Genomic DNA, 24,829 nt, shown 5'->3' with positions numbered 1-24,829 from the left:
CGCTTATTTGCGGTCACGGACGCTGTAGTAGATCAGGGTGAGAACGGACCAGCCGATCAGCAGAAGGCCGGCCACCAGCGCCAGAAGACGCTGGCGGTTGGGCTCTGTCGAGGCCTCGGCCACGCGCGGCGAGATGTGGGTCGCGAGATAGCGCGACTGGCGCTGCGCCTCGGCCATCGAGGTTTCGTAGGCGATCCGCGCCGAGCGATGCGCCCCTTCGGCAAATTCGCGATCGACGGCCAGTTTCTCGTATTCCGCGACAAGCTGGGCATAGCTTTCGCCGTTCGGGCCCTGACCCGCCTCGCCGAATTTGCTGCGCTCGCGGTCGATGAGATTGCGCAGAGCGTCGAGCTTTTTCTGCGACTGGATGACGCGGTTGTCCTTGGGGCTGGCGTTTTCGACCAACAGGTCGTGCTGGATCATCTGTTCGGCCAGCTGGCCCTGCAATCCGGTGATCACGCCCATCTGTCCGGCAAGATCGGCCTGCGGATCGACGATCTGGGTGCGCATGCGGAAAGCGGTCATGTCCTGACGGCTCTTGGTCAGCTCGACGCGGGTTTTCTCGAGCTCCTGCGTGGTCAGGCGCATCGCATCTTCGCGCGCGATCGAGGAGAGCTCGTTGATCTTGGCGGTGCTCGCGTCCAGAATCGTCTGCGCGACCCTCTGGGCGTCTTCGGGGGTGAAGGCGCTGACATCGAGCGTGATCAGGCCGGAGGTCGAATCGTAGTAGATCTTGACCTGACGCTGCCAGTAATCGGTCAGATCCTCGATCGTGCCCGTCGGATTATAGGCAAAGACGAAATCGCGGGGCCAATCGCGCGAGAACATGGTGCGCAGATCGAGCTTTTGATCCGCTGTTTCAACCATGTCGTGGCTGCGGATATACTGGTAGAGGATATCGGTATCCGAGGCCCCGACCGTACCGCCGCTCAGCGCCGCGAGGCCGCCGAGAAAGTCGAAAGACGGCGCGGCGGAATCTTCCTTGCGGACCGAAAAACCCACCGTCGAGACATATTGGTCCGCCGCGCGGTTCCATAGATACCAGGCCGAAATGAGGGTCGGCACCACCACGATGATCAGGAAGGACAGCAGCAACATCCAGTGGCGCTTTTGCGGCTGGGCCGCGCTGACCGGCTGGCGCACGGCCTGCTGCGAGGGGGCAATCGGGCGGGCGACGGCCTGTCCCTGACCCTGACGGGCGGGAACTGCGGCACCGGGGCGTTTCTGCGCGGGTGGTTGCGGCTGGGCGGGACGCACCTGCAACGGTTGGCGCTGTGCGCCTTGTCCGGCAGCGGGCTGCTGCATGGCGCGGGCGGCCTGCTGGGGTTTGGCCTGCGCTTGCGCATTCGCCGGAGCGGCGGCTGCCGGTTGGGCTGCCTGACGCGGCGCTTGGGCCTGAGCCGCAGCCTGAGCTTGTGCGGGTTTGGGCGCTTGGGCCGTAGCGCCTTGGGCGGCGGCGGCGGGGGCAGGGCGCGGCGGGGCCGATTGGGCCGGAGCTGCCTGAGCCTGGGCGGCTTGTGCCGGCTGGGTCTGGTTCGGTTGAGCTGTCGCGGCTGCCTGCGGGGCTGCTGCCTGCGGGGTGGCCGGTTGGGGGGCGGCAGCGCCTTTGGGGCTGGATGCGGCGGGCGTTTGATCGGTGGTCACGGGCATCTTCTGTGCTTGCGCGGCTGGGGGTGCCGCCCGTTCGGGCGTTGCCGCATCAGATTGAGGGCTTGCTTTTTGGGCCACCGGCTGCGAGGTCCCGTCTGCCGTTCGCGAGGGGCCGGCTTGCGGATCTGGCTGCCCTCTTCCATGTTCGGAGTGTTGTGACATGACAGAGGAGCTTTCGCTGGTTTACCTTTTCCGAGCAGTTGTTACATACTGCAGACAGTCAATGCCAGCCTCCGCGTTCACATGACCGACATTCCCCGACACGACGATACGCCGCAAACGCCCTATTTCCGCTCGCATCGAACGCCGCGGCCGCGCTTTCAAATGGGGCGGATCGTTGTTGCGCTGATGTTGCGCGAAATGGCGACAACCTATGGAAAATCGGCGGGCGGCTATATCTGGGCCGTTCTCGAACCGGTGCTCGGCATCGCGCTTTTGTCCTTGATTTTCTCGCTTTCCGTGCATCGGCCGGGGCTCGGGACCAACTTTCCGTTGTTCTATGCGACGGGCTTTCTGCCCTTCGTGATGTACAACGACCTCTCAGGCAAAGTGGCCTCTTCGATCCGATTTTCGCGGCCGTTCATGGCCTATCCCAGCGTGACCTTCCTTGATGCGCTGGCCGCTCGCGCCATTTTGAACGCGCTGACGCATTGCGCGATCATCACATTGGTCATGACGGGGATCTACATGATCTTCGAGCTGCCGGTGGATGTGCGCATCGGTGCCGTAGTCGAATCACTCATTATGGTGACGGCGCTGGGTCTGGGGATCGGGACGCTCAACTGCTACCTGATCACCGCCTTCCCGATCTGGGAGCGGGCGTGGAGCATTCTGACGCGGCCGTTGTTCCTGATCTCGGGGCTGTTCTTCACCTATGACATGCTGCCGGCGGCGGGGCAGGCCATTCTGTGGTACAATCCGCTCATCCATTGCGTCGGCATGATGCGGCACGGATTCTACCCGACCTACGAGGCGGAATATGTCAGCATGGGCTATGTGTTGGGCCTGTCGCTGGTTCTGGCTTTCTTCGGTCTCCTGCTGCTGTTCCGCAAGTACCGCGACCTGATGGAAGGCTAAAGCAGCAGATCCGCGGCTCCGAATCCGGTGACGCCCTGCAGCCTTATCGTAAGATCAAAGCCTTTGTTGCCGTCGATATCGATCTGGAGAATGGTCATCCCCGATTGCTGGTCGGCGCGGATTTGCGGCCCGCCCGAAAAGCCCGTCTTGCCGATGTAGGCAAGTCCCAGACCGCGAAAGTCCAGCTTGTCCTGCCCGCGCGCGAAATCGGTGACGATATCGACCGAGCGGTCGAAATCGGCGCGCTCCCTGAACAGGAATACGTCATGGCCGAACCCGCCGCACAGGGTGTCGGATCCGGGGCCGCCGTGAAGTGTGTCGTTGCCGAGCCCCCCGTCAAGGCTGTCAGCCCCCGATCCTCCGCGCAGGAAATCGAAGCCCTGATCGCCAAAAGGGGTGTCCGCACCGAAACCGCCCCAAAGCGAGTCGTTCCCGCCGCCGCCGTTGAGGAAATCGTTCCCCTCCCCACCGTCCAGAAAATCGCCGTTCAGGCCGCCGAACAGCCGGTCGTGGCCCGCATCGCCATAAAGCCTGCTGCTGCCGTTGCCGCCGATCAGCGAGTCGTTTCCGGTCCCGCCCCGCAGCAGATCCAGCCCGTCGTTGCCGTTGAGGGTATCATTGCCGGTTCCGCCGTCGAGGGTGTCATTGCCCAACCCTCCCAGCAGCCGGTCGTTGCCGTCGCCACCGAAGATGACGTCGTTGCCCTGTTCGCCGCTCAGCCAATCGTTTCCGGCATCGCCGTAGAGCGTATCATTGCCTGTACCACCGGCGATGGCATCGTTGCCGCCTTGGCCGTGCAGACGGTCGTTTCCGGCATGGCCGTAGATAATGTCGTTGCCGGTCTCGCCGATAATGGTGTCGTTTCCGCCGTGTCCGGCAAGGAGATCGTTCCCGTCTCCGCCATAAAGCAGATCGTCGCCGTCCTCGCCGTTCAGCGTGTCGTTGCCGTTTTGGCCGCGCAAAACGTCGTTGCCCGATCCTCCGAACAACACGTCATTGCCGTCCTCTCCGTACAAGGTGTCATTGCCCGCATTCCCGGATAACCGGTCTTCACCCGTGCCGCCGTAAAGCTGGTCGTTGCCATCTTCGCCGTGAAGCGTGTCGTTGCCGGCCTGACCTGAGATCACGTCATTGCCCGCCCCTCCGAACAAAAGATCATTGCCCGGTTCGCCAAACAGCCGGTCGTTTCCCGCGCCCCCGCGCAATGTGTCGTCGCCCATCCCGCCAACGAGTGAATCCACGCCGCTTCCGCCAACGATCGAATCGTTCCCGTTTCCGCCATTCAGGGTATTGGCACCCGACAGGGAAATCAGCGTGTCGTCGCCATCGCCGCCAAAAAGCAGGTCGTTTCCGATTCCGCCATCGAGATGATCATTCCCGCCATCGCCATAAAGCGTGTCGTTGCCCTCGCCGCCGAAGAGCGTGTCGTCGTCTTCCTCTCCCCAGAGCAGGTCGTTGCCCGTGTCGCCATAAAGGGTGTCGCTCCCGGTGCCGCCATAAAGCGAATCCTGCCCCGCACCGCCCCAAAGCCGGTCATTATCGCCATTGCCGCGCAGAAGATCGTTGCCCTCCTCGCCCATGAGCGTGTCGTGGCCCGCCCCGCCGCCCAGCGTGTCGTTGCCGGCGCCGCCGTTCAGAAAGTCGGCGCCGGCCGCGCCCAGCAGCACATCGTTGCCGCCCATCCCGAACAGGCGCGAGACCAGCGCGCTGACCATAAGCGTATCGTCCCAAGCCGAGCCGTAGACCGTGTTTCCGGTCGAGGGCGGCGCATAATGGGCATGGGGAAACATCGCATTGGTAAAAAGCCCCGCATCCAGCGGACGACCGTCATGCGAGCGGATATCGACGTACATGTCGTTGATGCGGAACCGCATGCCCCAGCTCGTCTCGATCATTTTGACCTGCATGGTGCTGCGGATCATCCCGAGATTGCTGAGATCGAGCCGGTCGATGCCGTATTCGAAATCGGTAATGGTTGTGCGCCCCTCGAGCGCGGCGACGACAAAGACGTCGGCTCCGGCGCCTCCGGTCATGGAAAGCGTGCCGCCGCCCGTGACCAGTATGTCGTTTCCGGCCCCTCCCGACAGATCGGTCGTATCGGGCCCCGCGACCAGCAGGTCGCCAAGGGCCGTGCCCGATTGGCGACCGGCACCGACCGCGGCGGTCAGGCCGATCTTGCCGGGGTCGAGGCTGAATTGGGTAATCCCCGCCTCGGTGGTTGAGCTGACGAAAAGGGCGATCTTGCCGCCGATGAAGGCTGCCGAGATTGCCGAGACATTCGCCATCGACCAGCCGTCCTGATCGGCCAGCGTCAGCAGGTGGAGCAGGGTGCCGTTCGGCATGACGGTAAAGACCGAAATGCCGCTGTCCTTGCCGCCGACAAAGACGAAGGCGCGCCCGTCCACCACGAGCGAGGTCATGGCCGTCACCCCGCTGAAACGGGTCGAGCGCTCGTCTATGATATGGTCGAGCGGCAGCAGATCGCCCGCAGCAGTTACGCGCATTGTGGTCAGCGACGAGCTCTGGGCCGATCCGACCACGAGATAGCTCACCCCCGCGACCGTTACCGCTTCGAGCTGGGTCGGCTGGTTCAGCCCGATTCCTGTCTCGGCAGACAGGATCCTGACCGTGCCGAACGTGCCGTTGGCGTTTATCTCCTGCAGGGACAGGCTGTTGGCCAATGCCGATGCGCCGATCAGGAATTGCTTGCTCCCGACCTCCAGCACCACCAGCTTGTTGATCTCCGCATTCGCCGGCGCGCCGGAAAAGGGCAGGGTGACTTGAGAGGCTTTCGCGATCCGGCCGTCGGAGAGCATCTGCCAGATGTCGTAACCCAGCTGGTTGTTGGCGACGGAGTAGAGGTAATCCTTGCCGCCCGCCGAGAATTGCCCCATCTCGACCAGCGCGTTGTTCTGCCCGAGAAAGCTCCCAACCCCCTGCGACATGCCGACGGACAGCGCCTGCGGCAGGCCCTCGAGCCGCCCGTTCTGCGCGATCGCGTGACTGAAGCCGTTGGGGCTGAGCACTCCGATCCCCGCAATGACCGGCCGCCCGTCGATCGTCAGCAGCTCGACCCTTGGCCGGTCGAGATAGGTCGCGGACTGGCTATAGGCTGCGCCCGAGAGAAAGGTGATCGCCTGATCCGCCGAGGCAAGCGCGAAGGCCCCGATCCCCCCGCCGATATGCGTTGCACCATAGAGCCAGGCCCCGTGCTCCGAGGTGACGACCATCAGATCCGCGATATTGCGGGTGAAGGCCGCCTGAGGGGCGGTCAAGGTGATGATATGAGTGTAATCCACGACGAAACAACGCCTTCCTTTCGACAGGTCTGATGTGGGGAGCCCTGTCAGAAGAAAGCCAAGGAGGCGGCCAAGGCCAGTCCTTTCCATCTTGTTGATTAATATGGAGGAGCCTTGTTTTTTACGATTTGCTAAGCCATAGCAGAGGCGTCTTTGCGGTGAATGTGGGTAGGCTGACGATGCTGGTCGAGACGACGAAACTTCCGGGCGTTCTGATCCTGACGCCCAAACGCCACGGCGACGCCCGCGGCTTCTTTTCCGAAAGCTGGAATCGCCGGACCTTGGCCGAAGCCGGAGTAGACTTGCCGGAATTCGTGCAGGACAACCACTCTTTTTCGACTGCGATCAATACTTTGCGCGGCCTGCACTTCCAGTCGCCGCCCAATGCGCAGGGCAAGCTGGTGCGCTGCGGCCGCGGGGCTTTGTTCGATGTCGCCGTCGACGTGCGCAAAGGCAGCCCGACCTATGGCGATTGGGTGGGGGTCGATCTGACCTTCGATAACGGCCGCCAGCTCTGGATCCCTGCCGGTTTCCTGCATGGATTCGTGACCCGCGCCGCCGATACCGAAATCGTCTATAAATGTAGCGATTATTACGCCCCCGAAAGCGATGGCGGCGTGGCTTGGGACAGTGTCGGCATCGATTGGCAACTCACCGCAGAACCGATCCTGTCGGGCAAGGATGCCGCGGCCCAGACCCTCGCAGACTTCGACAGCCCCTTTACATACGAGCCCCAGGCATGAAGATTCTCGTCACCGGCGGTGCCGGATTCATCGGTTCCGCAGTCGTCCGCCTTGCCGTTGCGCGCGGCCATTCTGTCGTGAACCTAGATGCCATGACCTATGCCGCCAATGCCGCGAATGTGGCGGCGGTCGGCAACAGTCCGCTTTACGCTTTCGAACAGGCCGATATCCGCGACCGCGCCGCGCTCGACCGTATTTTCGCCGCGCATCAGCCTGATGCCGTCATGCATCTGGCGGCCGAAAGCCATGTCGACCGCTCGATCGACGGGCCGGGGGCGTTCATCGAAACCAATATCACCGGCACCTACAACATGCTCGAGGCGGCGCGCGGCTATTGGGCCGCGCAGGGCAAGCCCGAGGGTTTCCGCTTCCACCATATCTCGACCGACGAGGTTTTCGGTTCGCTGGGCGAGGACGGTCAGTTCACCGAGGAAACCCCCTATGATCCGCGCAGCCCCTATTCGGCCTCGAAAGCGGCCTCGGACCATCTGGTGCGCGCCTGGCACGAGACCTATGGCCTGCCGGTCATCCTGACCAATTGCTCGAACAATTACGGCCCCTACCATTTCCCCGAAAAGCTGGTGCCGGTCGTGATCCTGCGCGCGCTGTCGGGCCAGCCGATTCCGGTTTACGGCGATGGCGGCAATGTCCGCGACTGGCTCTATGTCGAGGATCATGCCGATGCCCTGCTGCTCGCGCTCGAAAAGGGCGAGACGGGGCGCAGCTACAATATCGGTGGCGAGAACGAGGCGAAAAACATCGATCTCGTGCGCACGATCTGCGCCGAGATGGATCGTCTGCGCCCGCAAAACGCCCCGCATGACCGTTTGATCATCTTCGTGACCGACCGTCCCGGCCACGACCGCCGTTATGCGATCGACCCCGCGCGGATCCGCGACGAGCTGGGCTGGCGCCCCTCGGTCACGGTCGAAGAGGGGCTGCGCCGCACCGTCGAATGGTACCTCGACAACGAGGAGTGGTGGCGCCCGCTGCTCGATCGTCAAGGCGTCGGCGAAAGGCTGGGCAAAGCATGACCGCGCTTCTGGTCTTCGGCCGGACGGGGCAGGTTGCGACCGAACTGGCGCGGCTTGCGCCCGATGCCGTTTTCCTCGGCCGCGATCAGGCCGATCTGTCCGATCCTGCCGCCTGCGCAGCCGCGATCCGCGCCTCGGGCGCGCGCGCCGTCATCAATGCCGCGGCTTATACCGCCGTCGACCGCGCCGAATCCGAACCCGAGCTTGCGCGACTGGTCAATGCAGATGCCCCCGCCGCCATGGCGAGCGCCGCGGCCGGTCTCGGCCTGCCTTTCGTCCATATCTCGACCGATTACGTCTTTGCCGGTGACGGCGAGCGCCCTTGGATCGAAACCGATCCGACCGGACCTTTGGGCGTTTACGGCGCAACCAAACTTGCCGGCGAGCAGGCGATCCTTGCCAGCGGCGCACAAGCCGCGATCCTGCGGACCTCGTGGGTCTTTTCCGCCCATGGCGCGAATTTCGTGAAAACCATGCTGCGGCTGGGCGCCGAGCGGCCGGAGCTGCGCGTTGTGGCCGACCAGCACGGTGGCCCGACGCCCGCGCGTGCAATTGCCCAAGCCTGCCTGACCATGGCCGAAGCCATGCTCGACGACCGCTCGAAGGGCGGCATTTACCATTTCTCGGGCGCTCCCGATACGAACTGGGCCGATTTCGCGCGGGCGATCATGGCGCAGGCGGGGCTGTCCTGTGCGATCACCGACATCACCACCGCCGATTACCCGACGCCGGCGGCGCGGCCCGCGAATTCGCGGCTTGATTGCTCGGCTATCGCGCGCGATTTCGGAATCCTCCGGCCCGATTGGCAGGCCGGTTTGGTGGATGTGCTTACGGAGTTGAAGCAATGACCGAGGCAAACGCGCTGGCGCGCAAAGGGATCATTCTGGCGGGCGGTTCGGGCACACGGCTCTACCCGATCACGATGGGCGTCTCGAAGCAGCTTCTGCCGATCTACGACAAGCCCATGATTTATTACCCGATTTCGGTGATGATGCTGGCGGGGATCCGCGAGATCGCCGTGATCACCACCCCCGAGGATCAGGCTCAATTCCAGCGGCTTCTGGGCGACGGCAGCCAATGGGGGCTGCGCTTCGAATGGATCATCCAGCCCTCTCCGGACGGGCTCGCGCAAGCCTATATCCTCGCCGAGGATTTCCTTGCAGGCGCACCCTCGGCAATGGTTCTGGGCGACAATATCTTCTTCGGTCAGGGCCTTCCCGACCTTCTGACTTCGGCCGACCAGCGCAAGCAGGGCGGTACGGTTTTCGGCTACCGCGTCGCCGATCCCGAGCGTTACGGCGTGGTTGCCTTCGATGGCGACGGTCAGGTCAATGCGATCATCGAAAAGCCGGAAAATCCGCCGTCGGATTACGCGGTGACGGGGCTTTATTTCCTTGACGAAACCGCGCCTGCACGCGCGCGCGAGGTCAAGCCTTCGGCGCGGGGCGAGCTGGAAATCACCACTCTGCTCGAGACCTATCTTCATGACGGCAGTCTCACGGTCGAGCGGATGGGTCGCGGTTACGCCTGGCTGGATACCGGCACCCATGCCAGCTTGCTTGACGCGGGCAACTTCGTGCGCACGCTGGAGCGTCGTCAGGGGCTCCAGACAGGCTGCCCCGAGGAAATCGCCTTTGAGCAGGGCTGGATCGATGCCGACCAGCTGCGCGAGCGGGCCAAGCTTTTCTCCAAGAACGATTATGGCCGCTATCTGATGCGCCTGATCGGCTGACCAGAATGGCCCCGTCCGAAATGCGGGGCCTTGGGTGCTTTGAGGCGACTTAGACGGCCGCTTGACGGGGGGCCAACCGGCCTGCGCTCGCCGCCGCCAAAACCGCCAGCGTCCCCAGCCGCGTCTGGCGATAAAGTCCCATCGCAAGAAAATCCTTGGCGGTCGCGGCGCCGGATTTGTCACGCGCTTTGCGGAAACGCGCCAAAAGCGCGCGGTTCTCCGCAGTCATCAAATGCGCAACCGGCTCGAGCGCGGCCTGATTGGCATCAAGCCATTCCGCGAAAGTTCCGTTCCCCAAGAGCGAAAGCCGCGCGGCTTTGGCGCGGGGGGTGTCGTTGCGCCCCATCAGGTTCCGGCCATGCTGGCGATAAAGAAGAACCTGCGCGCGGTCGCGTTTGATCGCCGCTCCCGCAGCCGACAGAAGCTGGAAGGCCCACCAATCATGCGACACGACGCCCGCCGCCGCCGCCGCGGGCGCGGCCTCTTGCAAAAGGCGCAATGCGGGCGCATTCGCGACGATTGTATTGCCGGGCAAGCAGGCCTGAATCAGGGCATTGCGGAAGGTCAGCGGGCGGGTAAAAGCAGGAGCCGGAGCAAGGATATTCAGCTCCTCGTCGCAGATCGTCGTCCGCGCCGCATAGATTGCGGGACCGGTTTTATCGGCAAGAAACGCGCGCGCGCGACCGAGTTTTTCGGGCAGCCATTTGTCGTCCTGATCGCTATAAGCCAACCAGTGCTCGGGATCAGCCGCCGCCGTCAGATGAAGAAAATTCCGCGTCGAGCCGGCCTTTGGTCCTTCGATAAGACGCCCCCTGCCGACGGGCAGACCGGCAATGAACCCTTCCAGTTGGTCTCGGGTCGCATCGTTTGATCCGTCATCCGAGACCAGCAGATTCCAGTCCGCCTCGCTTTGCGCGCGAAAACTTTCGAGCTGCGTCGGCAGGTAGGCCGCGCCATTGTAACTGGCCAAGGCGATCGTGATTGGAGGAGGCAAGGCGGGATCCCGAATAACTTGCGTCAACCTAGCGCGCATGACGGGGTCGGGCCAGCCCTGTTGAGCGCCCGAGCCTACGGGCGCTTCGCTGTTCGTCATCCGGTAGAAGACCGCGCGGCTATTGCAGTTGCCGCGCGATATCCTCGACAAGGATACCCGTTACATCCGGCCCCGCCGTATCGGTCGCGGCCTTCAGCAGCGAGGCGCGCAGCCGGTCCATTTGCTGGTCCGACGTGTAGTTTCCTGAAAAACCGCCGGTATTGGCGTGGATCATCAATGCACGCAACAAAGCGTCGCGCAGACGATGCTCGTTGGCCAGAACCTTTTCCTCCGAAGGTTTCGGCATCTCCAGCGTCAGGGCCACGATCATGGTCGCGAAAGTATCGCCGTTCTGCATGATCGGGACGAAGAACTGCGTCGGGAAACGGAAATAGGCATTCTCGCCTTTGTCGTGATCGCCTTCGCCAGCCCTGGAGGCCTCGTCTTCGCCATCTTCGCCCGAGGCTTGCGCGGAAGCATCTATCTCGGGCTTGCCTTTGAGGATCTCGCCCCCGACCGCGCCTCCGATAAGGGCGAGTACGGGCAGAAGCAGCATGAGGATTTTCTTGAGCATCATGTCCTCAATAGGGCAAAAGGATATCGGCGATCTGCTGGCCGTAGCGCGGCTGCTGCACATCGGTGATGTTGCCCCGCCCGCCATAGGAAATCCGTGCGCCTGCAATACGGTCATAGGCAATTTCGTTGCGCCGGCCGATGTCGGCGGGGCGGACAAAGCCGCTGACGGTCAGCTCGCGGACTTCATTGTTGACGCGGACCTCTTGCGAGCCTTGGACGCGCAGCACGCCATTGGGCAGAATGTCGATGATTGTCGCCGCGACCCGCAGGGTCAGCTTTTCGCGCCGCGAGATATTGCCGCTGCCCTTATAAGAGGAATTCGCGCTGGCATCCGCCAGATCCTCCATCGAGGCACCGTCGGGCAACATCTTGTCGATGCGTTGCGGAATTCCCATGAGATTGGGAATGCCGACTTTATCGGTCGCCGAGCGGCTGCGCCCCGAGGTGTTCTGGAACTCGGCCTTGTCGTCGATCTCGATGACGACGGTCAGGATGTCGCCGCGTTCGGTGGCGCGCTTGTCGCTGACCAGCGACATGGGACTTGTTGTCCAAAGCGAGCCCAGACTGGGGGATTCGATGGTCGCTCCGGGGAAATGGGGCGCGCTATAGGCGGCCGCCGACATGGCATGGAACTCGGGCCCGTCGACGGAATCCGTCAGTTCGGGCTGCTGTCCCACCTCCTTGATGCGGCCGCAGGCACCCAGAGCGGTGAGCGTGACAAGGCAGGCCCCTGTCAGGAGCGGAAGGGTTTTGCTCATGATGTTTCAGTGCTTTCTGGCTTAACGGTTGCGGATCACGACGCTGCCGTTCGCGGCAACCTCTCCGGAGACGGTCGCGCGCGATCCCATATTCATGACCCGAACCACATCACCCAGCCGGCCGGACGAGAGCGCGCGCCCTTCGGTGTCGATCTGGAGGCTGTTGCTGACATAGGAGAGCGTGACCATCTGGTTGCGTTCGACGAGGGTGGGCGTGGCAAGCTGGGACGGCGTGACTGGCTTGCCCTCGTAGATCATCACGCGGGTTTCCATGCCGATCAGCGCATCCAGCGCTGCGGGGTCGGCTTGTTCGCCAAAGGCGAGATCGCCTTGGGACAGGATCGTGCCGGTGGGCAAGGTGCGGGCCGCAGTAACGGGGTTTGCCGCGACCAAGGCGGGCAGGGCGATGAGACAGAGCGCAAGTTTGAGCATTTCCGCACCTGTACCGTTGCGTTGAGCATTTGGTCGGCAGCGGTGATGACCTTGGAGTTCAGCTCGTAGCCGCGCTGCGCCTTGATCAGCTCGGTGATCTCGCGCACCGGATCGACGGCGCTTTCCTCGAGATAGCCCGCCCGCAGGGTGCCCAGCCCCTGTTCGCCCGGGTTGGCGACCTGTGCCGGACCCGAGGCGGGCGTTTCGAGGAACATGTTCCCGCCCGTCGCCTCGAGGCCCTTTTCGTTGATGAAGGTCGCCAGAGTGAACTGGCCGAGGTTTTCGGGTTCGACCTGATCCTCGAAATAGGCGAAAACCTCGCCGTTTGCGTTGATTGCAACGCTGGTGGCATCTGCGGGGATCGTGAGGCCCGGCACGACCGGATAGCCCTCGGAGGTAACGATCAGCCCGTCGGCCGAGCGCTTGAGGCTGCCGTCGCGGGTATAGGCCGATGTGCCCGAGGGCAGCTCGATCTCGAGATAGCCGTTGCCGTCGATTGCGACATCGAGATCGCCGTTCGTATTGGTCAGCGTACCCTGCGCCAACATCACCGTAACCGCCGTCGGACGCACGCCGAGGCCGAGCTGGACGCCGGTCGGAACCATCGAACCCTCGGTCGAGGTCAAAGTCCCCGGACGCAGTGCCTGCTGATAATAAAGATCGGCGAATTCGGCGCGGCGCGGGTTGTAGCCGGTGGTCGACATATTGGCGAGGTTGTTCGAGATTACCTCGACGCGCATTTGCTGCGCGCTCATGCCGGTGGCTGCGATCTGCAGGGCTCTCATCTCGGTTCCTTTATCGGGTGAGTGAAATCATGACGTTGCGAATGCGTTGGTCCTCGGCATCGAGAAAGGACTGCCCGAGTTCATAGGCGCGCTGCACCTCGATCATTCGCGAGATCTCGTGGATGGGCTCGACGTTGGATTCCTCGAGAAAGCCCTGGCGCACACGCGGGTTTTCGAGCGGCTCGGGGTTCGCGCCCGGCGTGAAAAGCGTGCCTTCCTGATGCAGCATCTCGGAAGGGTCGGGCGCCGCGAAAACGCCCACGCGACCGATCGGCTGGTCATCGGCAGAGACCGTGCCGTCGGCACCAATGCCGATATGGCGCGCGCCGTCGGGGATGGCGATCGGGGCCTGCCCCTCGTCGAGCAAGCGGTTGCCCGACATGTCGACGATCTCGCCTTCGGGCGTGAGCGCAAAGGCACCGGCGCGGGTCAGGCGTTTGCCCTGCAGGGTCTCGACCATGAAAAATCCCTCGCCCTCGAGCGCGAGATCAAGCTGGCCGTTGGTCATGGTCAGGCCGCCTTGACGCAGGTCGACATGACGGCCGCGGGCGTTGGCCATGGCCAGCGTCTCGCCGCTGCGGTCGAGAGAGACCATATATTCCGAGAAAATCACGCCCTCGCGGCGAAAGCCGACCGTATTCGAGTTGGCAATGTTGTTGGCAACCGAACGCATCTCGTTCATCAGGCCGGATTGGCGCGTCAGGGTGGCATAGATGCTGTTGTCCATCACTCAGGCTCCGATGATCAGCGACAAGATGCGCTCGTTGAAGAAATCGGCGAGGGTGGCGGTCATGAAGCTCATGGTGACCCAGAAGATGACGAGCATCAGGCCGATTTTCGGCACGAAGGTCAGCGTCATCTCTTGAATCGAGGTGAGCGCCTGAAAAAGGCCGATCACGACACCGACAATCAGAGCCGCCGCCAGAAGCGGTGCCGACATGCGGACCGCGATCCAAAGCGCCTGGCGCGTCACGTCGAAGATGAGGTTCTCGTCCATCATCGGCTTAGACCGGCATTCGCATGATTTCCTGATAGGCCTCGACGACTTTGTCGCGAATGGCTACGACGGTATCCATCGCCATCTCGGCGCGGGCGATCGACTGCACCAGCTCGTGGGTCTCGGTCGTGCCTTTCATCGCGCCGGTGGCGGCGGTATCGACCTGCTCCATGACGCGGGCAAAGTCGGAAATGCCGTTGACCACACCCTGCGGCAGCTCTTCGGAAGGTGCGACCGAGGCGCGGGCGTTATTATAGGCACTGGCGGCGGAAATCGGGGAGATCATGTCTCAATCCTTTCAGCGGCGAATGAGGTCAAGGAGCGAGGAGCCCATCTGGCGCGACTGTTCGAAGACACGCAGATTGGCTTCGTAGCTGCGGCTCGCTTCACGTGAATCGGCGATTTCGATCACCAGATCGACGTTGGATCCGCGGTAGTAGCCGTTGGCGTCGGCCATCGGATGACCGGGGTTGTAGATTTGCGGCAATTCGCGGCGGTCATAGCGGGTCGGGCTGGCCGCCACCCGCCCCGTCTCGCGGCCGAAATCGACATCCTCTTGAAAGCTGACCAATTTGCGGTGGTAGCCGGGCGTGTCGGCATTGGCGATGTTTTCCGAGACATGGCGCAGCCGGACGGCTTGGGCCTTCATGCCCGAGCTGGCGATTTTGACGGCGGAAAGAAGATCGGACATGGCGGGCCTCAATATCTGCGGCCGATGCTGGAGCGCATCAGCGAGAGCGATGTTTTGGTGATCGTCAGCGCAAGGTCGAATTCGCGGCGGGCATCGGCGATGCGGAACACTTCGTCCTCGAGCGAGACGGTATTGCCGTTGGGTGCGGGTTCGCCGCCGGCGCTGATGGTCCGCGGCGCGCCCATCCCCCAGCTGCCGCCCGCGATGTGGCGCGGATTGCTGGCGCGCAGCTCTGTCGCAGGCGCATGGCCATAGCTTTGCGCAAACCCCGCGAGATCATTGGCCTTGAAGCCGGGCGTATCGGCATTGGCGACATTGGCCGCGATGAGCTTTTGGCGCTGGGTGCCGTGGGCGATCAGCTTTTCCGCCATTCTCAGGGTTTCGATTTTGTCAAACACCGGCTTCTCCGCTTGGTCGATAACCAGGTTTTAACCCCAATTGGTTTAGAAACCGTTTCGACGACGGAACTTTCTGGAGAGACAGCCGAGATGGATGGATTAACCTCCTTTGCCGCCCGCATCGGGCAGCAGATCTCCGAGCAAAAGATGATCCGCCATTTCGGCCTTGTGCATGCGATTCAGGCAGGTGTGGTGTTGGTCAGCGGGTTGAACAACCACGCGGCGCTTGGCGACCGGATCTCTTTTGCGATGCCGGGCGGAGCGCTGCTGTTCGGCGAGGTCATCGCCTTGCAGGCGCGATTCGCGGCGATCCTGCCCGAGGGGCCGAGCGAGGGGCTGCGGATCGGCGCGCGGGCCGAGCTGCTGTTCGCGCCGCGTCTGACGCCGACGGATGCGTGGATCGGGCGGGTGATCGATCCTCTGGGGCAGCCTCTGGACGGGCGGCATCTGGCGCAGGGGCCGACACCGATGCGCTACCGCGCACCGCCGCCGCCTGCTGCCGGCCGCAAACGGCTCGGGGCGCGGCTCGATACCGGCTTGGCGGTCTTCGATACGATCCTGCCCATCGCGCGCGGCCAGCGACTGGGGCTTTTCGCGGGATCGGGCGTCGGGAAATCGACGCTGCTCTCGGCCTTGGCGCGCGGGGTCACGGCGGATGTCGTGGTGATCGCGCTGATCGGCGAGCGCGGGCGCGAGTTGCGCGAATTCGTCGAAACGGTCCTTGGCCCCGAGGGGATGGCGCGGGCCGTCGTGGTCGCCGCGACCTCGGACCAGTCGCCGATGATGCGGCGACGCTGCGCCTGGGCGGGGATGACGATCGCCGAATATTTCCGCGATCAAGGTAAACATGTGCTCTTCCTTGCCGATTCGATCACCCGATTCGCCGAAGCCCATCGCGAGATCGCCCTCGCGGCCGGAGAAAGTCCCAGCTACCGCGGCTTTCCGGCCTCGGTCTCGAACCTGATCATGGCGCTGGCCGAGCGCTCGGGGCCGGGGCCCGAAGGGCAGGGCGATATCACCGGCATCTTCTCGGTTCTGGTGGCCGGATCGGATATGGAGGAGCCGGTCGCCGATATCCTGCGCGGGGTACTGGACGGCCATGTCGTGCTTGACCGCGCCATCGCCGAGCGGGGCCGATTTCCCGCGATCGATGTGCTGCGCTCGGTGTCGCGGTCGCTGCCGCAGGCGGCCAATGATGCGGAGAATGCGCTGATCGCGCGGGCGCGGGCGATGCTCGGGGCCTATGCGGAATCCGAGCTGATGATCCGTGCGGGCCTTTATGCGCAGGGCTCGGACCCCGTGCTTGACGAGGCGGTCCGCGTTTATCCCTCGCTCGATCATTTTGTCACGCTGCGCTCGGGGGATGCGGCCGAAAGCTTCGTGCTTTTGAGCGAGGCCTTGGCGCGTCAGACCGCTTTGGCCGCGTCGAATTCCGCACCTTCGGGTTTGCGGACATAAACTGCTAAAAAGACAAATTGGCAAAATGCCATTTGTTCCCAGCGGTTGAGTGTTTCGGGCGCGGTCAGCGGCTTGGCGATCAACTTATGTTAGCTTGACGTAGCGTGATATTCGGCCCCTCATTGATAAATTGTAAGTTTAAAAGGTTTTTTTTTAGGGGGCGGTTATGGCGATTAGCGACTATTTCATCCGCTATCTTCAGGGCAAATCCGAGGTGGGCCCTGCCGATATTGCACGGCTCCGGTCGATCCGGACGACAACGACCAGTTTCCAACCGGGCGCCGTGATCATTCCGCAAGGCGAGACGCTGACGCGCAGCTCCATGATGGTGCGGGGAATGTCGGCCCATGCCCATAAGGTGCAAGGGCGCTCGGATGTGCAGGTCATCACGGCCATCCATATCATCGGGGATTTTACCGATCTGCACGGGTTCATGACCAAGCGGCTCGAACATGACGTGATCTCGATGGGGCAATCGAGCGTCGAGTTCATCGCACATGACGAGCTGTCGCGCATCACGCAGGAATTTCCGCATCTGACGCGGCTGCTGTGGCTGGCGACGACCTTTGATGCGGCGGTGCACCGGCGCTGGCTGGTCGCGGCGGCCTCGTTGCGCTCGAGCGCGCATCTTGCCCATCTCGTCTGCGAGCTTTACACGCGCCAGCGCAGCATCGGGGCGACGCAGGGGTTGCGCTTCACTCTGCCGATTCTTCAGCGTGAACTTGCTGAAATTCTTGGATATTCGCCCATTCATATCAACCGTGCGGTGCGTGATCTCAAGGATCGCGGGCTGGTGCGCTGGGTCGGATCCGAGGTGCAGATCCTCGATTGGGACGAGCTCTGCCGGCTGGCGAAATTCGATCCCGATTATCTCAGCATGGAGCGACTGGTCCACTAGGGCGCGCGGGGGGGCGCTGCCTATTGGCAGATGCGGAAGCCGCCCTTGCGGGCCTTGATGTCGAGGTGGAGGTGGTTGTCATGGGCGGCATTCGTGCCGGGCCCGAGCACCGTCGTGAAATAGAGGCAAGCGCCCCCCCTGATCGCGGCCAGAAAGGCCTCGGCCATATCGCCGTCGTCCTGACGCGGCGCGACCTCGTAGCTTTCGCCGTTGTCGAAGGTGAAGGCGGCGATGTCGAAAGCATTCCCCAAAGCATGTTCCGAGACATTGGCGCTGCTTTGCGTGCCGATGACGCCGCGGCATTGGTAGGTCGAGCCGGGGGCAATCGCGGCAAGGCGCGGCGCGCCGTCAAGAAAGCGCGTCGCAGGAAGGACAGTGCCGTTCAGCCAGAATGCGAGCTGGCGGGCGGTCTCGCAGCGCATGACCGGATCGCCGTCCAAAGTGACGCCCGGCAGAATCTGGGAGACGGATATCGGGCGGGCAATGCCGCAATCGGGGTTTTCCTCGGTGATTGCCGGCTCCTCGCTATAGCGCGCGCCCATGAGATAGAGCGTGAGCAGGCAGGCGGAATGGCCGAGGTCGCTGCCGCGCAGGCCATCGGGCAGGGGGGGCGCATCGGCTTTGGCCGCGGGACCGGCAGGGGGCGGAGCGGCGCCTGTCTCTGCCTGCGCTTCGGGCTTGGCGGCTTCCGGTAGAGCGGATTCGGGAGCCGCCTCTGATGCGGCCTCTGATGCGGCCTTGGGGGCGGTCTCCGGTGCGGCGGGTTTTGGAGGTGGCGGTTTCGAGGATTGCGGCGCGATGGCAGGTGCTTCCTGCCCTTGGGCAGGCGCTGGTTGCGTCAAAGCCGTCAGGGGGATGGCAGCGGAAAAAAGGGCCGCCAGTACGCTTGTCTGCAAGGCGGCCCGCATTTCCCTATTGCCCCGTTGTGGTCTGGGTGGTCAGCGGTGCGATCGTGCTGGCGGCCGTGGCCGCATCGAGCGCGGCGGGCGGCGTTGCCGGATCGCTCCGGCCCGGGCTGCGGCGCGGCGGCAGCGTCGGCGCCAAGGAGGGCACGGCCGCAGCCGGCGGGGTGGATGCCGCCGGACCGCTTTGCGGGGCATCGGGCAGGGTCGTGCTCGTGACCGGCGGGTTGGAGGTCACCGCCTGCGAGATCGCCTCGGAGAGCAGGTCGCTGCCGGAAACGGTGGGTGCGCCATCAGGAGGGGTGCCAGCGACAGGCGCGGTGCTTGTCGCAGGGCTTGCCGCCTGCTGGGCGGCAGGGGCGGTAACGGTTGCGGCGGGAAGCGTGGCCGCGGTCGGGGCGGTTGCCGCATTCGTGGCCGCGCCGGTGGCGGCCGTTGTCGTGGCGCCCGCGCCGGCAGCCGTGACGGTTTCGGCCGGCAGATAAGGCCGCGCGAGGGGGCGCTTGCCGGTGATGGTGGCGGCAACCGAGGTTGCGCCCGCAGCTCCTGCGGCACCCGAGGTCACATCGGCAATGCTGACCCCCGGATCGAGGAATTCGACCACGGTGACGCGCGCCTTGACCATATGGGCCAGCTCGCGCGCATCCCAGTTGGTCAGACGCACGCAGCCATAGGATTGGTTGACGAAAAGCCGCGAGGGCGTTGCGGTGCCGTGAATGCCGTAGGTCGGCTCGGACAGGTCGATCCAGACATCGCCCACCGGCCCGTTCGGTCCGGGCGGGACCAGCAGAACGCGGTCGTTGTCGCCCTGTTTGAAGTTCTTGGCGGGGTTGTAGGTGTAGGTCGGATTGAGCGCGACCGCATCGACGGTATGGGTTCCGTGCGGCGAAGGCGTCGTGGTCGAGCCGACGGTTGCGGGATAATCCGCGACCATATTGCCCTTGGCATCATAGGCCGCGACCCGCCGCGTCGCCTTGTCGACGATGATGCGCGTCACGGTCGCGCGAATCGGCTTGGCCGGAACCGTCGCCTTGATGGTGGCGCCCGGCTCGAAGGTGATGCCGGGGTTCAGCTTCTGGAGGAATTTCTCGTCCATGTGGAAGCGCTCGGCCAGCTTTTCGAGAATGCTGGTATAGCCTTGCGAGGTCATCGCCGCCTTTTCGGCGTAATCGCTCGGGATCTTGTCGACCAGCCCATGCGCATCGTCTTCGGTGATGGTGTATTCCATCGTCAGGGGCTCTGCCGCGAAGGGCTGGAGAAGCTGCCACACGACGGGGCTCATGCGGCCGTTCATCGGCAGATTGGCACGGCGCTGGAACGCGCGGATCGCGCTTTCGCTCATCCCGCCGCGCCAGCCGTCGACCACCCCCGGCGAAATGCCCGAACGATCGAGCAGGATCTGCACTTTGGCGGTCAGGGCCGATTGGCCGGCAGGCAGATCGCCGCTGGTGTAATCGGCAGCCTCGATATCGGCGGCAGAGAATTTGCGGGCGTTGTTTTCCGGCGCGGTTGCACTTTGTGCAAGAGCGGGAAGGGGCGCGAATGCGGCCTGGGTAACAAACAGGAAAGTCCCGGCCAACATGAGGCTTGCGAGACGACGGGTTTGTGGAAGCAGGCGGGACATGCGGGCTCCGGGCAGGTGCGGGAAGGATAAGATCACAAAGGGACCCTGATCACATGAACGCTCTGCACGGGTGTTGCAAGCGCTCCCGAATCAAGTTGCCTTGATAGGGGGGCGCTGCATGGCGAATTGCTCAGAAAAGGGCGCTGAGCGAGTGGCCTTCGGGGAAATACTGGCGCGACACCGAAACGGCGGCCGCATCAGCCCAGGTCGTGCGCTCGATCACCAGAACGGGTGCTCCGCGCTGGATGCTCAATGCATTGCCGACGAATTCCGACTTCACCGAAGTGGCCGAAACCGCGAGGTTGCCGTGGTTGAGCGCGACATTCTCGATCAGCCACTCATAGGCCGAGGCGGAGGTGAGGTCGGCACCGTCGATGGCCGGAACGGCCTCGAGATTGACCCAGAGTTCCTCGCCGCAATAGGGGCTGTCGTCGGCCGAGAATTCGGCGCGGACTTCAAGGACTTCCTGACCCGGCTTCAGCATCAGAAGCTGGGCGACATCGGCCGGCGGCACGATGCGGTTGACCGAAATCAGGTGGTAGCCATAGGCCGCGCCCTTGCTTTCTATTTCGCCGCGCAGGACGTTTTTCGGCAAGGTCGAGCTTTGCGGCGGGTGTTTGGCGATTCGGGTGCCGACTTTGCGGCGGCGCTCGAGAAGGCCGCTTGCGGCCAAAGAGGTCAGGGCGCGGTTGACGGTCGCACGGGCGCAGCCGAATTCGACTGCAAGCTCGCTTTCGGTCGGGATCAGTTGCCCCGGGCGCCAGTAACCGTTACGGATACGCGTCAGCACCTCGGACTGAACCGCCTGCCACGTCATCATGCGTTGCGGACTACGCACGGGATCTCCTGTCGTCAGTGCTTGCCCGACTTGTTTCGGGAGTGTGGAAAAAGCGTTCATTGTCATCTCAGGGTTGTAAGTATTTTCTCATTATTCACCCATAACGGTAACATGTACAAGGATATGTTGTGCTAATCGGACAAGTTAAGGAATTTTTTATCGCTTCGTGATGAACTTTTCGGACTTCCGCGCATTGACTTCCTCTTTCTGCGGCACAATGCCTCACCCTAGTGTTCCGGATCTCACGGAAAATCCATTACTCGGGAGGGGAGCAGATGTCGGATGCGACAATGTCCCGCGGCTCAGCACAGGTGGGCACAGCTTGGGCAGTTCTGATTGCAATCAGTGCCTGCCATATGATCAACGACGTGATGCAATCCATGCTGTCGGCGATCTATCCGCTATTGCAAGAAGAATTTACCCTCAGCTACGGCCAGATCGGCCTGATGACCTTCGCGTTTCAGGTAACTGCATCTCTTTTGCAGCCGGTCGTGGGGATCGTCACCGACAAGCATCCGATGCCGCGTTCGCTGTCTTTCGGCATGGGCTCGACCGTGGTCGGCGTGCTGCTGTTGGCGCTGGCGCATAACTATTCGCTTCTTCTGGTCGGCGCGATGCTGATCGGCGTCGGCTCGTCGATTTTCCACCCCGAGAGCTCGCGCGTGGCGCGGATCGCGTCGGGCGGCAAATTCGGAACGGCGCAATCCCTCTTCCAGCTTGGCGGCAATTTCGGCCAGGCGCTCGGGCCTTTGCTCGCCGCCTTCATCGTGGTCCCGCTCGGCCGGCCCTCGATCGCGATCTTCTCGGCCTTTGCCATGGCCGGTTCGGCGATCTTGTGGCGCATCGGCACCTGGGCCGAGGGCAAGCGCAAGGCAAGCCCTGCGCGCCAAGCGGTCGCAAGCCGCCTGCCGCGCGAAAAGATCGTCGTGGCGATCGTGGTGCTGGCGCTGCTGACCTTCACCAAGAACATCTACACCGCCAGCCTCTCGAGCTATTACACCTTCTTCCTGATGGAAAAATTCGGGATCGAGACCCAGTCGGCGCAGGTCATGCTGTTCCTCTTTCTCGCCGGCATGGCTGCGGGCGTGATGCTGGGCGGGATCGTCGGCGACCGCGTCGGGCCGCTCAAGGTCATCTGGTTCTCGATTCTGGGCGTGCTGCCCTTCACCCTCGCCTTGCCCCATGTCGGGCTGGAGATGACCGGCGTGCTCAGCGTCATCATCGGCCTGATCCTTGCTTCGGCCTTTCCGGCCATCGTCGTCTTCGCGCAGGAACTGGTGCCGGGGCGGACGGGTATGATCGCGGGGATCTTCTTCGGCTTTGCCTTCGGCATGGGCGGGATTGCAGCCGCCGTGCTGGGTTGGGTCGCCGACCAGAAGGGGATCGAATTCGTCTATTGGGTCTGCTCTTTCCTGCCGCTGATGGGGCTGCTGACGATTTTCCTTCCCCGTATGCATCGGGTATAGGCTCCGCTAGAGTTGGGCGGCCATTTTGCCGCCCGACTGTCTGGAGGAGACCGACATGACTGACGCAATCCGCGCTGTTGCCCTTACAGCCGAAGCCTTTGCCCCTTTCGGCGATGTTCTTTCGGCGCGCGAAGTCCCCACCAAGATGATCAACGCCGGTCGCTGCGAGCGTCACAATGCCCTTGCGACCGTCGAGCGCAACGGCGGCGAGGCGATCATCTCGATTTTCCGCTCCGAGCCGATCAGCTTCCCCTATGACTGCACCCTGCTCGAGCGTCACCCGCTTGGCTCGCAAGCCTTTTTCCCGATCACCGACGGCGAGTGGCTGTCGGTCGTGGCCCCCGACGAGGGCGGCAAGCCCGGCGCGCCGATCGCCTTCATCGTGCCGGCCGGAACGGGCGTGAACCTGCATGCCGGCGTTTGGCACGGCGTGCTGACCCCGATCGACAATGCGGCCGATTTTCTGGTCGTCGATCGCGAGGGCGAGGGCGTGAACCTCGAGGAAGTCACCATTGCAGCCGTGACGATCACCCGATGAGCCAGCCGGACCTGCATTTCGAGGAAGAGGCCGCAGCACGGGGCGCCCGCGTGATCGTGGGCGTCGACGAGGTCGGGCGCGGGCCTTTGGCCGGTCCTGTGACGGCGGCCGCGGTGATTCTCTGCGACGATCCTCCGGCAGGTCTGAACGATTCCAAGAAGCTCTCCGCCAAGCGCCGCGATGCCTTGGCGGAAGAGATCATGGCGCGTTGCGATTGGGCCTATTCCCATGTCTGGATCGAGGAAATCGACGCGCTCAATATCTATCACGCCTCGCATCTCGCCATGTGCCGCGCGGTCGAGGCTTTGCCGCGCCGTCCCGATTTCGCCCTGATCGACGGCAATGTCGTTCCGCGTGATCTCGCGATTCCCGCGCAGGCGATCATCAAGGGCGATGCGCTGTCGATGTCGATTGCCGCAGCGTCGATTGTGGCCAAAGTGCTGCGCGACAGGCTCATGGTGGATTTGGCGCAACAGCATCCGGGATATGGCTGGGAAAGAAACGCCGGATATCCGACTAAGTCCCATTTGCAGGCGCTGCTAGATTTGGGCGTGACCCCATATCATAGGCGTAGCTTCGCACCCGTCCACAACATCTTGTGTAAACCCTCAAACCCAACCGTTTGATTTAAAATAGAATTTGACGCCGAATCGCTTCTGAATCATTTTGGACCCATACCAGATCGGCAAAAATGCCGGCGTTATGAGGCAGTAAAATGAAAACAGAATCGACTCGGCGTGCCGAGCCGCGTGGTCTCGCATCACGTGAGCTTCCATTGAATCAGATTTTGGCGGGCGATTGCATCGAGGTGATGAATTCGCTCCCGGAATCGAGTGTGGACCTGATTTTCGCGGATCCGCCCTATAATCTGCAGCTCAAGGGTGATTTGCACCGCCCCGACAATTCCAAAGTCGATGCGGTCGATGACCATTGGGACCAGTTCACGGGTTTCGCCGCATATGACCAATTCACCCGCGAATGGCTGGCTGCAGCGCGCCGCATTCTCAAGCCCAACGGCGCGATTTGGGTGATCGGCTCCTATCACAACATTTTCCGCGTCGGCGCCTCGCTTCAGGATGCCGGTTACTGGATCCTCAACGACGTGATCTGGCGCAAATCCAATCCGATGCCGAATTTCCGCGGCAAGCGCCTGACCAATGCGCACGAGACCATGATCTGGGCCTCGAAATCGGAAAACTCGAAATATACCTTCAACTACGAAGCGCTCAAATCGCTGAACGAGGGCATCCAGATGCGCTCGGACTGGGTTTTGCCGATCTGCACCGGCGGCGAGCGTCTTAAAGACGACAAGGGCGACAAGGCCCATCCGACGCAAAAGCCCGAGAGCCTTCTGCACCGCATCCTGATCGGCTCGACCAATCCCGGTGATGTCGTGCTCGACCCGTTCTTCGGCACCGGTACGACCGGCGCGGTGGCCAAGATGCTTGGCCGCGATTTCATCGGCATCGAGCGCGAGGAAGCCTACCGCGAGATCGCGACCAAGCGGCTCGAGCGGGTCCGTCGTCTTGATGCGGGCGCACTTGCGACCACCACCGGCAAACGCGCCGAACCGCGCGTGCCCTTCGGTCAGGTCGTCGAGCGCGGCATGCTGCGTCCGGGCGAGGAGCTTTACTCGCTCGACAGCCGCCACAAGGCCAAGGTCCGCGCCGACGGCAGCCTGATCGGCAATGACGTGAAGGGCTCGATCCATCAGGTCGGGGCCGCGCTGCAACGCGCGCCGTCCTGCAACGGTTGGACCTATTGGCATTTCCGCCGCGAGGGCCGCATGGTGCCGATCGACACGTTGCGCCAGCAGATCCGCGCCGAGATGCAGGCCGAGGACACCCCGCGCCCCAACTGACACCCGTTTCGCCACGCCCCCATGACGCCGCGAGTTCCG

The 24,829-nt window shown here is 63.2% G+C and carries 25 protein-coding genes and 1 pseudogene; 11 read left to right on the top strand and 15 right to left on the bottom strand.

All coding sequences use genetic code 11. The annotated features are described in order from the left end of the window. Positions 1-3: 3 nt before the first annotated feature. Positions 4-1,650 carry a KpsE/RkpR family capsule polysaccharide export protein gene (locus tag ACFFUC_RS07870; protein ID WP_377685104.1) on the bottom strand — a complete coding sequence of 549 codons (1,647 nt, stop codon included), beginning with the start codon at positions 1,648-1,650 and terminating at the stop codon, positions 4-6. 243 nt (positions 1,651-1,893) lie between these two features. On the opposite strand from ACFFUC_RS07870, the gene ACFFUC_RS07865 reads away from it, so the two are divergent. Next, a complete protein-coding gene (locus ACFFUC_RS07865; protein WP_377685102.1) occupies positions 1,894-2,727 on the top strand; it encodes an ABC transporter permease in 834 nt (277 codons plus the stop codon). Here ACFFUC_RS07865 and ACFFUC_RS07860 read toward each other — a convergent pair. Further along, positions 2,724-6,026 (bottom strand): calcium-binding protein, encoded by a 3,303-nt coding sequence (locus ACFFUC_RS07860; RefSeq protein WP_377685100.1) that lies wholly within the window; start codon positions 6,024-6,026, stop codon positions 2,724-2,726. The genes ACFFUC_RS07865 and ACFFUC_RS07860 overlap by 4 nt on opposite strands. A gap of 179 nt (positions 6,027-6,205) precedes the next feature. On the opposite strand from ACFFUC_RS07860, the gene rfbC reads away from it, so the two are divergent. Genes rfbC through rfbA form a run of 4 tightly spaced genes read left to right on the top strand, consistent with a single transcriptional unit; the run spans position 6,206 to position 9,535 of the window. After that, positions 6,206-6,769, top strand: a complete 564-nt coding sequence (rfbC, locus tag ACFFUC_RS07855) for a dTDP-4-dehydrorhamnose 3,5-epimerase (RefSeq protein WP_377685297.1) — start codon at positions 6,206-6,208, stop codon at positions 6,767-6,769. Continuing rightward, on the top strand, positions 6,766-7,803 hold the full coding sequence (rfbB, locus tag ACFFUC_RS07850) for a dTDP-glucose 4,6-dehydratase (protein ID WP_377685098.1): 1,038 nt from the start codon (positions 6,766-6,768) through the stop codon (positions 7,801-7,803). Before rfbC ends, rfbB begins: the two co-directional genes overlap by 4 nt. Further along, complete coding sequence (rfbD, locus tag ACFFUC_RS07845; RefSeq protein ID WP_377685097.1) at positions 7,800-8,651, top strand: dTDP-4-dehydrorhamnose reductase; 852 nt, start codon at positions 7,800-7,802, stop codon at positions 8,649-8,651. The genes rfbB and rfbD overlap by 4 nt, the downstream gene beginning before the upstream one ends. Continuing rightward, complete coding sequence (gene rfbA / locus ACFFUC_RS07840) at positions 8,648-9,535, top strand: glucose-1-phosphate thymidylyltransferase RfbA (RefSeq protein ID WP_377685095.1); 888 nt, start codon at positions 8,648-8,650, stop codon at positions 9,533-9,535. The genes rfbD and rfbA overlap by 4 nt, the downstream gene beginning before the upstream one ends. A gap of 49 nt (positions 9,536-9,584) precedes the next feature. Here rfbA and ACFFUC_RS07835 read toward each other — a convergent pair whose 3' ends face one another. The 10 genes and pseudogenes from ACFFUC_RS07835 to ACFFUC_RS07790 all read right to left on the bottom strand — a co-directional run bounded on the left by ACFFUC_RS07835 (position 9,585) and on the right by ACFFUC_RS07790 (position 15,205). Beyond that, the gene (locus tag ACFFUC_RS07835) at positions 9,585-10,529 is read right to left on the bottom strand and encodes a glycosyltransferase (protein ID WP_377685093.1); all 945 of its coding nucleotides are present in this window, start codon (positions 10,527-10,529) and stop codon (positions 9,585-9,587) included. 118 nt (positions 10,530-10,647) lie between these two features. Further along, positions 10,648-11,145 (bottom strand): hypothetical protein, encoded by a 498-nt coding sequence (locus ACFFUC_RS07830; protein ID WP_377685091.1) that lies wholly within the window; start codon positions 11,143-11,145, stop codon positions 10,648-10,650. Between the two features lie 4 nt (positions 11,146-11,149). Beyond that, positions 11,150-11,902 (bottom strand): flagellar basal body L-ring protein FlgH, encoded by a 753-nt coding sequence (flgH, locus tag ACFFUC_RS07825; RefSeq protein ID WP_377685090.1) that lies wholly within the window; start codon positions 11,900-11,902, stop codon positions 11,150-11,152. A gap of 21 nt (positions 11,903-11,923) precedes the next feature. Further along, positions 11,924-12,259, bottom strand: coding sequence for a flagellar basal body P-ring formation chaperone FlgA (flgA, locus tag ACFFUC_RS07820; RefSeq protein WP_377685088.1), 336 nt, complete (start codon positions 12,257-12,259; stop codon positions 11,924-11,926). Between the two features lie 77 nt (positions 12,260-12,336). Then, positions 12,337-13,119 (bottom strand): annotated as a pseudogene (gene flgG, locus ACFFUC_RS07815) (flagellar basal-body rod protein FlgG); the annotation flags it as partial. A gap of 10 nt (positions 13,120-13,129) precedes the next feature. Further along, entirely contained in the window at positions 13,130-13,846 is a 717-nt protein-coding gene (locus ACFFUC_RS07810; protein WP_377685087.1) for a flagellar hook-basal body complex protein, read from the bottom strand. Between the two features lie 3 nt (positions 13,847-13,849). Next, positions 13,850-14,116: a flagellar biosynthesis protein FliQ gene (gene fliQ, locus ACFFUC_RS07805; RefSeq protein ID WP_377685295.1), complete on the bottom strand. Its 267-nt coding sequence runs from the start codon at positions 14,114-14,116 to the stop codon at positions 13,850-13,852. 7 nt (positions 14,117-14,123) lie between these two features. Beyond that, positions 14,124-14,402, bottom strand: a complete 279-nt coding sequence (fliE, locus tag ACFFUC_RS07800; protein WP_377685086.1) for a flagellar hook-basal body complex protein FliE — start codon at positions 14,400-14,402, stop codon at positions 14,124-14,126. A gap of 12 nt (positions 14,403-14,414) precedes the next feature. Beyond that, positions 14,415-14,807 (bottom strand): flagellar basal body rod protein FlgC, encoded by a 393-nt coding sequence (gene flgC, locus ACFFUC_RS07795; protein ID WP_377685084.1) that lies wholly within the window; start codon positions 14,805-14,807, stop codon positions 14,415-14,417. A gap of 8 nt (positions 14,808-14,815) precedes the next feature. Further along, on the bottom strand, positions 14,816-15,205 hold the full coding sequence (locus ACFFUC_RS07790; protein ID WP_377685082.1) for a FlgB family protein: 390 nt from the start codon (positions 15,203-15,205) through the stop codon (positions 14,816-14,818). A 90-nt stretch (positions 15,206-15,295) separates the two neighbouring features. On the opposite strand from ACFFUC_RS07790, the gene ACFFUC_RS07785 reads away from it, so the two are divergent. Further along, positions 15,296-16,663, top strand: a complete 1,368-nt coding sequence (locus ACFFUC_RS07785; RefSeq protein WP_377685080.1) for a FliI/YscN family ATPase — start codon at positions 15,296-15,298, stop codon at positions 16,661-16,663. Between the two features lie 166 nt (positions 16,664-16,829). After that, positions 16,830-17,561 carry a Crp/Fnr family transcriptional regulator gene (locus tag ACFFUC_RS07780; protein WP_377685078.1) on the top strand — a complete coding sequence of 244 codons (732 nt, stop codon included), beginning with the start codon at positions 16,830-16,832 and terminating at the stop codon, positions 17,559-17,561. A gap of 20 nt (positions 17,562-17,581) precedes the next feature. Here ACFFUC_RS07780 and ACFFUC_RS07775 read toward each other — a convergent pair whose 3' ends face one another. The 3 genes from ACFFUC_RS07775 to hutC all read right to left on the bottom strand — a co-directional run bounded on the left by ACFFUC_RS07775 (position 17,582) and on the right by hutC (position 20,925). Further along, entirely contained in the window at positions 17,582-18,403 is an 822-nt protein-coding gene (locus ACFFUC_RS07775) for an extensin-like domain-containing protein (RefSeq protein WP_377685077.1), read from the bottom strand. Between the two features lie 70 nt (positions 18,404-18,473). Continuing rightward, positions 18,474-20,087 carry a L,D-transpeptidase family protein gene (locus tag ACFFUC_RS07770; protein WP_377685075.1) on the bottom strand — a complete coding sequence of 538 codons (1,614 nt, stop codon included), beginning with the start codon at positions 20,085-20,087 and terminating at the stop codon, positions 18,474-18,476. Between the two features lie 130 nt (positions 20,088-20,217). Next, the gene (hutC, locus tag ACFFUC_RS07765; RefSeq protein ID WP_377685072.1) at positions 20,218-20,925 is read right to left on the bottom strand and encodes a histidine utilization transcriptional repressor HutC; all 708 of its coding nucleotides are present in this window, start codon (positions 20,923-20,925) and stop codon (positions 20,218-20,220) included. A 290-nt stretch (positions 20,926-21,215) separates the two neighbouring features. Between hutC and ACFFUC_RS07760 the strand changes: the two genes are divergently transcribed. From ACFFUC_RS07760 to ACFFUC_RS07745, 4 genes are all read left to right on the top strand, one after another. Beyond that, positions 21,216-22,391, top strand: coding sequence for an MFS transporter (locus ACFFUC_RS07760; RefSeq protein WP_377685070.1), 1,176 nt, complete (start codon positions 21,216-21,218; stop codon positions 22,389-22,391). A gap of 55 nt (positions 22,392-22,446) precedes the next feature. Beyond that, entirely contained in the window at positions 22,447-22,929 is a 483-nt protein-coding gene (locus ACFFUC_RS07755; RefSeq protein ID WP_377685068.1) for an ureidoglycolate lyase, read from the top strand. Beyond that, entirely contained in the window at positions 22,926-23,555 is a 630-nt protein-coding gene (rnhB, locus tag ACFFUC_RS07750; RefSeq protein WP_377685066.1) for a ribonuclease HII, read from the top strand. Before ACFFUC_RS07755 ends, rnhB begins: the two co-directional genes overlap by 4 nt. 89 nt (positions 23,556-23,644) lie before the next feature. After that, on the top strand, positions 23,645-24,790 hold the full coding sequence (locus ACFFUC_RS07745; protein WP_377685064.1) for a site-specific DNA-methyltransferase: 1,146 nt from the start codon (positions 23,645-23,647) through the stop codon (positions 24,788-24,790). Positions 24,791-24,829: the final 39 nt, after the last annotated feature.

This window comes from Paracoccus cavernae (assembly GCF_042430175.1).
GTDB lineage: Bacteria > Pseudomonadota > Alphaproteobacteria > Rhodobacterales > Rhodobacteraceae > Paracoccus > Paracoccus cavernae.
This window is presented reverse-complemented; position numbering and strand designations above follow the sequence as displayed.

Excerpts from the sequence above, each read along its gene's own strand:
- ACFFUC_RS07870 (WP_377685104.1), bottom strand. The coding sequence starts at position 1,650 with ATGCCCGTGACCACCGATCAAACGCCCGCCGCATCCAGCCCCAAAGGC.
- ACFFUC_RS07865 (WP_377685102.1), top strand. The coding sequence starts at position 1,894 with ATGACCGACATTCCCCGACACGACGATACGCCGCAAACGCCCTATTTC.
- rfbC (WP_377685297.1), top strand. The coding sequence starts at position 6,206 with ATGCTGGTCGAGACGACGAAACTTCCGGGCGTTCTGATCCTGACGCCC.
- rfbB (WP_377685098.1), top strand. The coding sequence starts at position 6,766 with ATGAAGATTCTCGTCACCGGCGGTGCCGGATTCATCGGTTCCGCAGTC.
- rfbD (WP_377685097.1), top strand. The coding sequence starts at position 7,800 with ATGACCGCGCTTCTGGTCTTCGGCCGGACGGGGCAGGTTGCGACCGAA.
- rfbA (WP_377685095.1), top strand. The coding sequence starts at position 8,648 with ATGACCGAGGCAAACGCGCTGGCGCGCAAAGGGATCATTCTGGCGGGC.
- ACFFUC_RS07830 (WP_377685091.1), bottom strand. The coding sequence starts at position 11,145 with ATGATGCTCAAGAAAATCCTCATGCTGCTTCTGCCCGTACTCGCCCTT.
- flgH (WP_377685090.1), bottom strand. The coding sequence starts at position 11,902 with ATGAGCAAAACCCTTCCGCTCCTGACAGGGGCCTGCCTTGTCACGCTC.
- ACFFUC_RS07810 (WP_377685087.1), bottom strand. The coding sequence starts at position 13,846 with ATGGACAACAGCATCTATGCCACCCTGACGCGCCAATCCGGCCTGATG.
- fliQ (WP_377685295.1), bottom strand. The coding sequence starts at position 14,116 with ATGGACGAGAACCTCATCTTCGACGTGACGCGCCAGGCGCTTTGGATC.
- fliE (WP_377685086.1), bottom strand. The coding sequence starts at position 14,402 with ATGATCTCCCCGATTTCCGCCGCCAGTGCCTATAATAACGCCCGCGCC.
- flgC (WP_377685084.1), bottom strand. The coding sequence starts at position 14,807 with ATGTCCGATCTTCTTTCCGCCGTCAAAATCGCCAGCTCGGGCATGAAG.
- ACFFUC_RS07785 (WP_377685080.1), top strand. The coding sequence starts at position 15,296 with ATGGATGGATTAACCTCCTTTGCCGCCCGCATCGGGCAGCAGATCTCC.
- ACFFUC_RS07780 (WP_377685078.1), top strand. The coding sequence starts at position 16,830 with ATGGCGATTAGCGACTATTTCATCCGCTATCTTCAGGGCAAATCCGAG.
- ACFFUC_RS07770 (WP_377685075.1), bottom strand. The coding sequence starts at position 20,087 with ATGTCCCGCCTGCTTCCACAAACCCGTCGTCTCGCAAGCCTCATGTTG.
- ACFFUC_RS07760 (WP_377685070.1), top strand. The coding sequence starts at position 21,216 with ATGTCCCGCGGCTCAGCACAGGTGGGCACAGCTTGGGCAGTTCTGATT.
- ACFFUC_RS07755 (WP_377685068.1), top strand. The coding sequence starts at position 22,447 with ATGACTGACGCAATCCGCGCTGTTGCCCTTACAGCCGAAGCCTTTGCC.
- rnhB (WP_377685066.1), top strand. The coding sequence starts at position 22,926 with ATGAGCCAGCCGGACCTGCATTTCGAGGAAGAGGCCGCAGCACGGGGC.
- ACFFUC_RS07745 (WP_377685064.1), top strand. The coding sequence starts at position 23,645 with ATGAAAACAGAATCGACTCGGCGTGCCGAGCCGCGTGGTCTCGCATCA.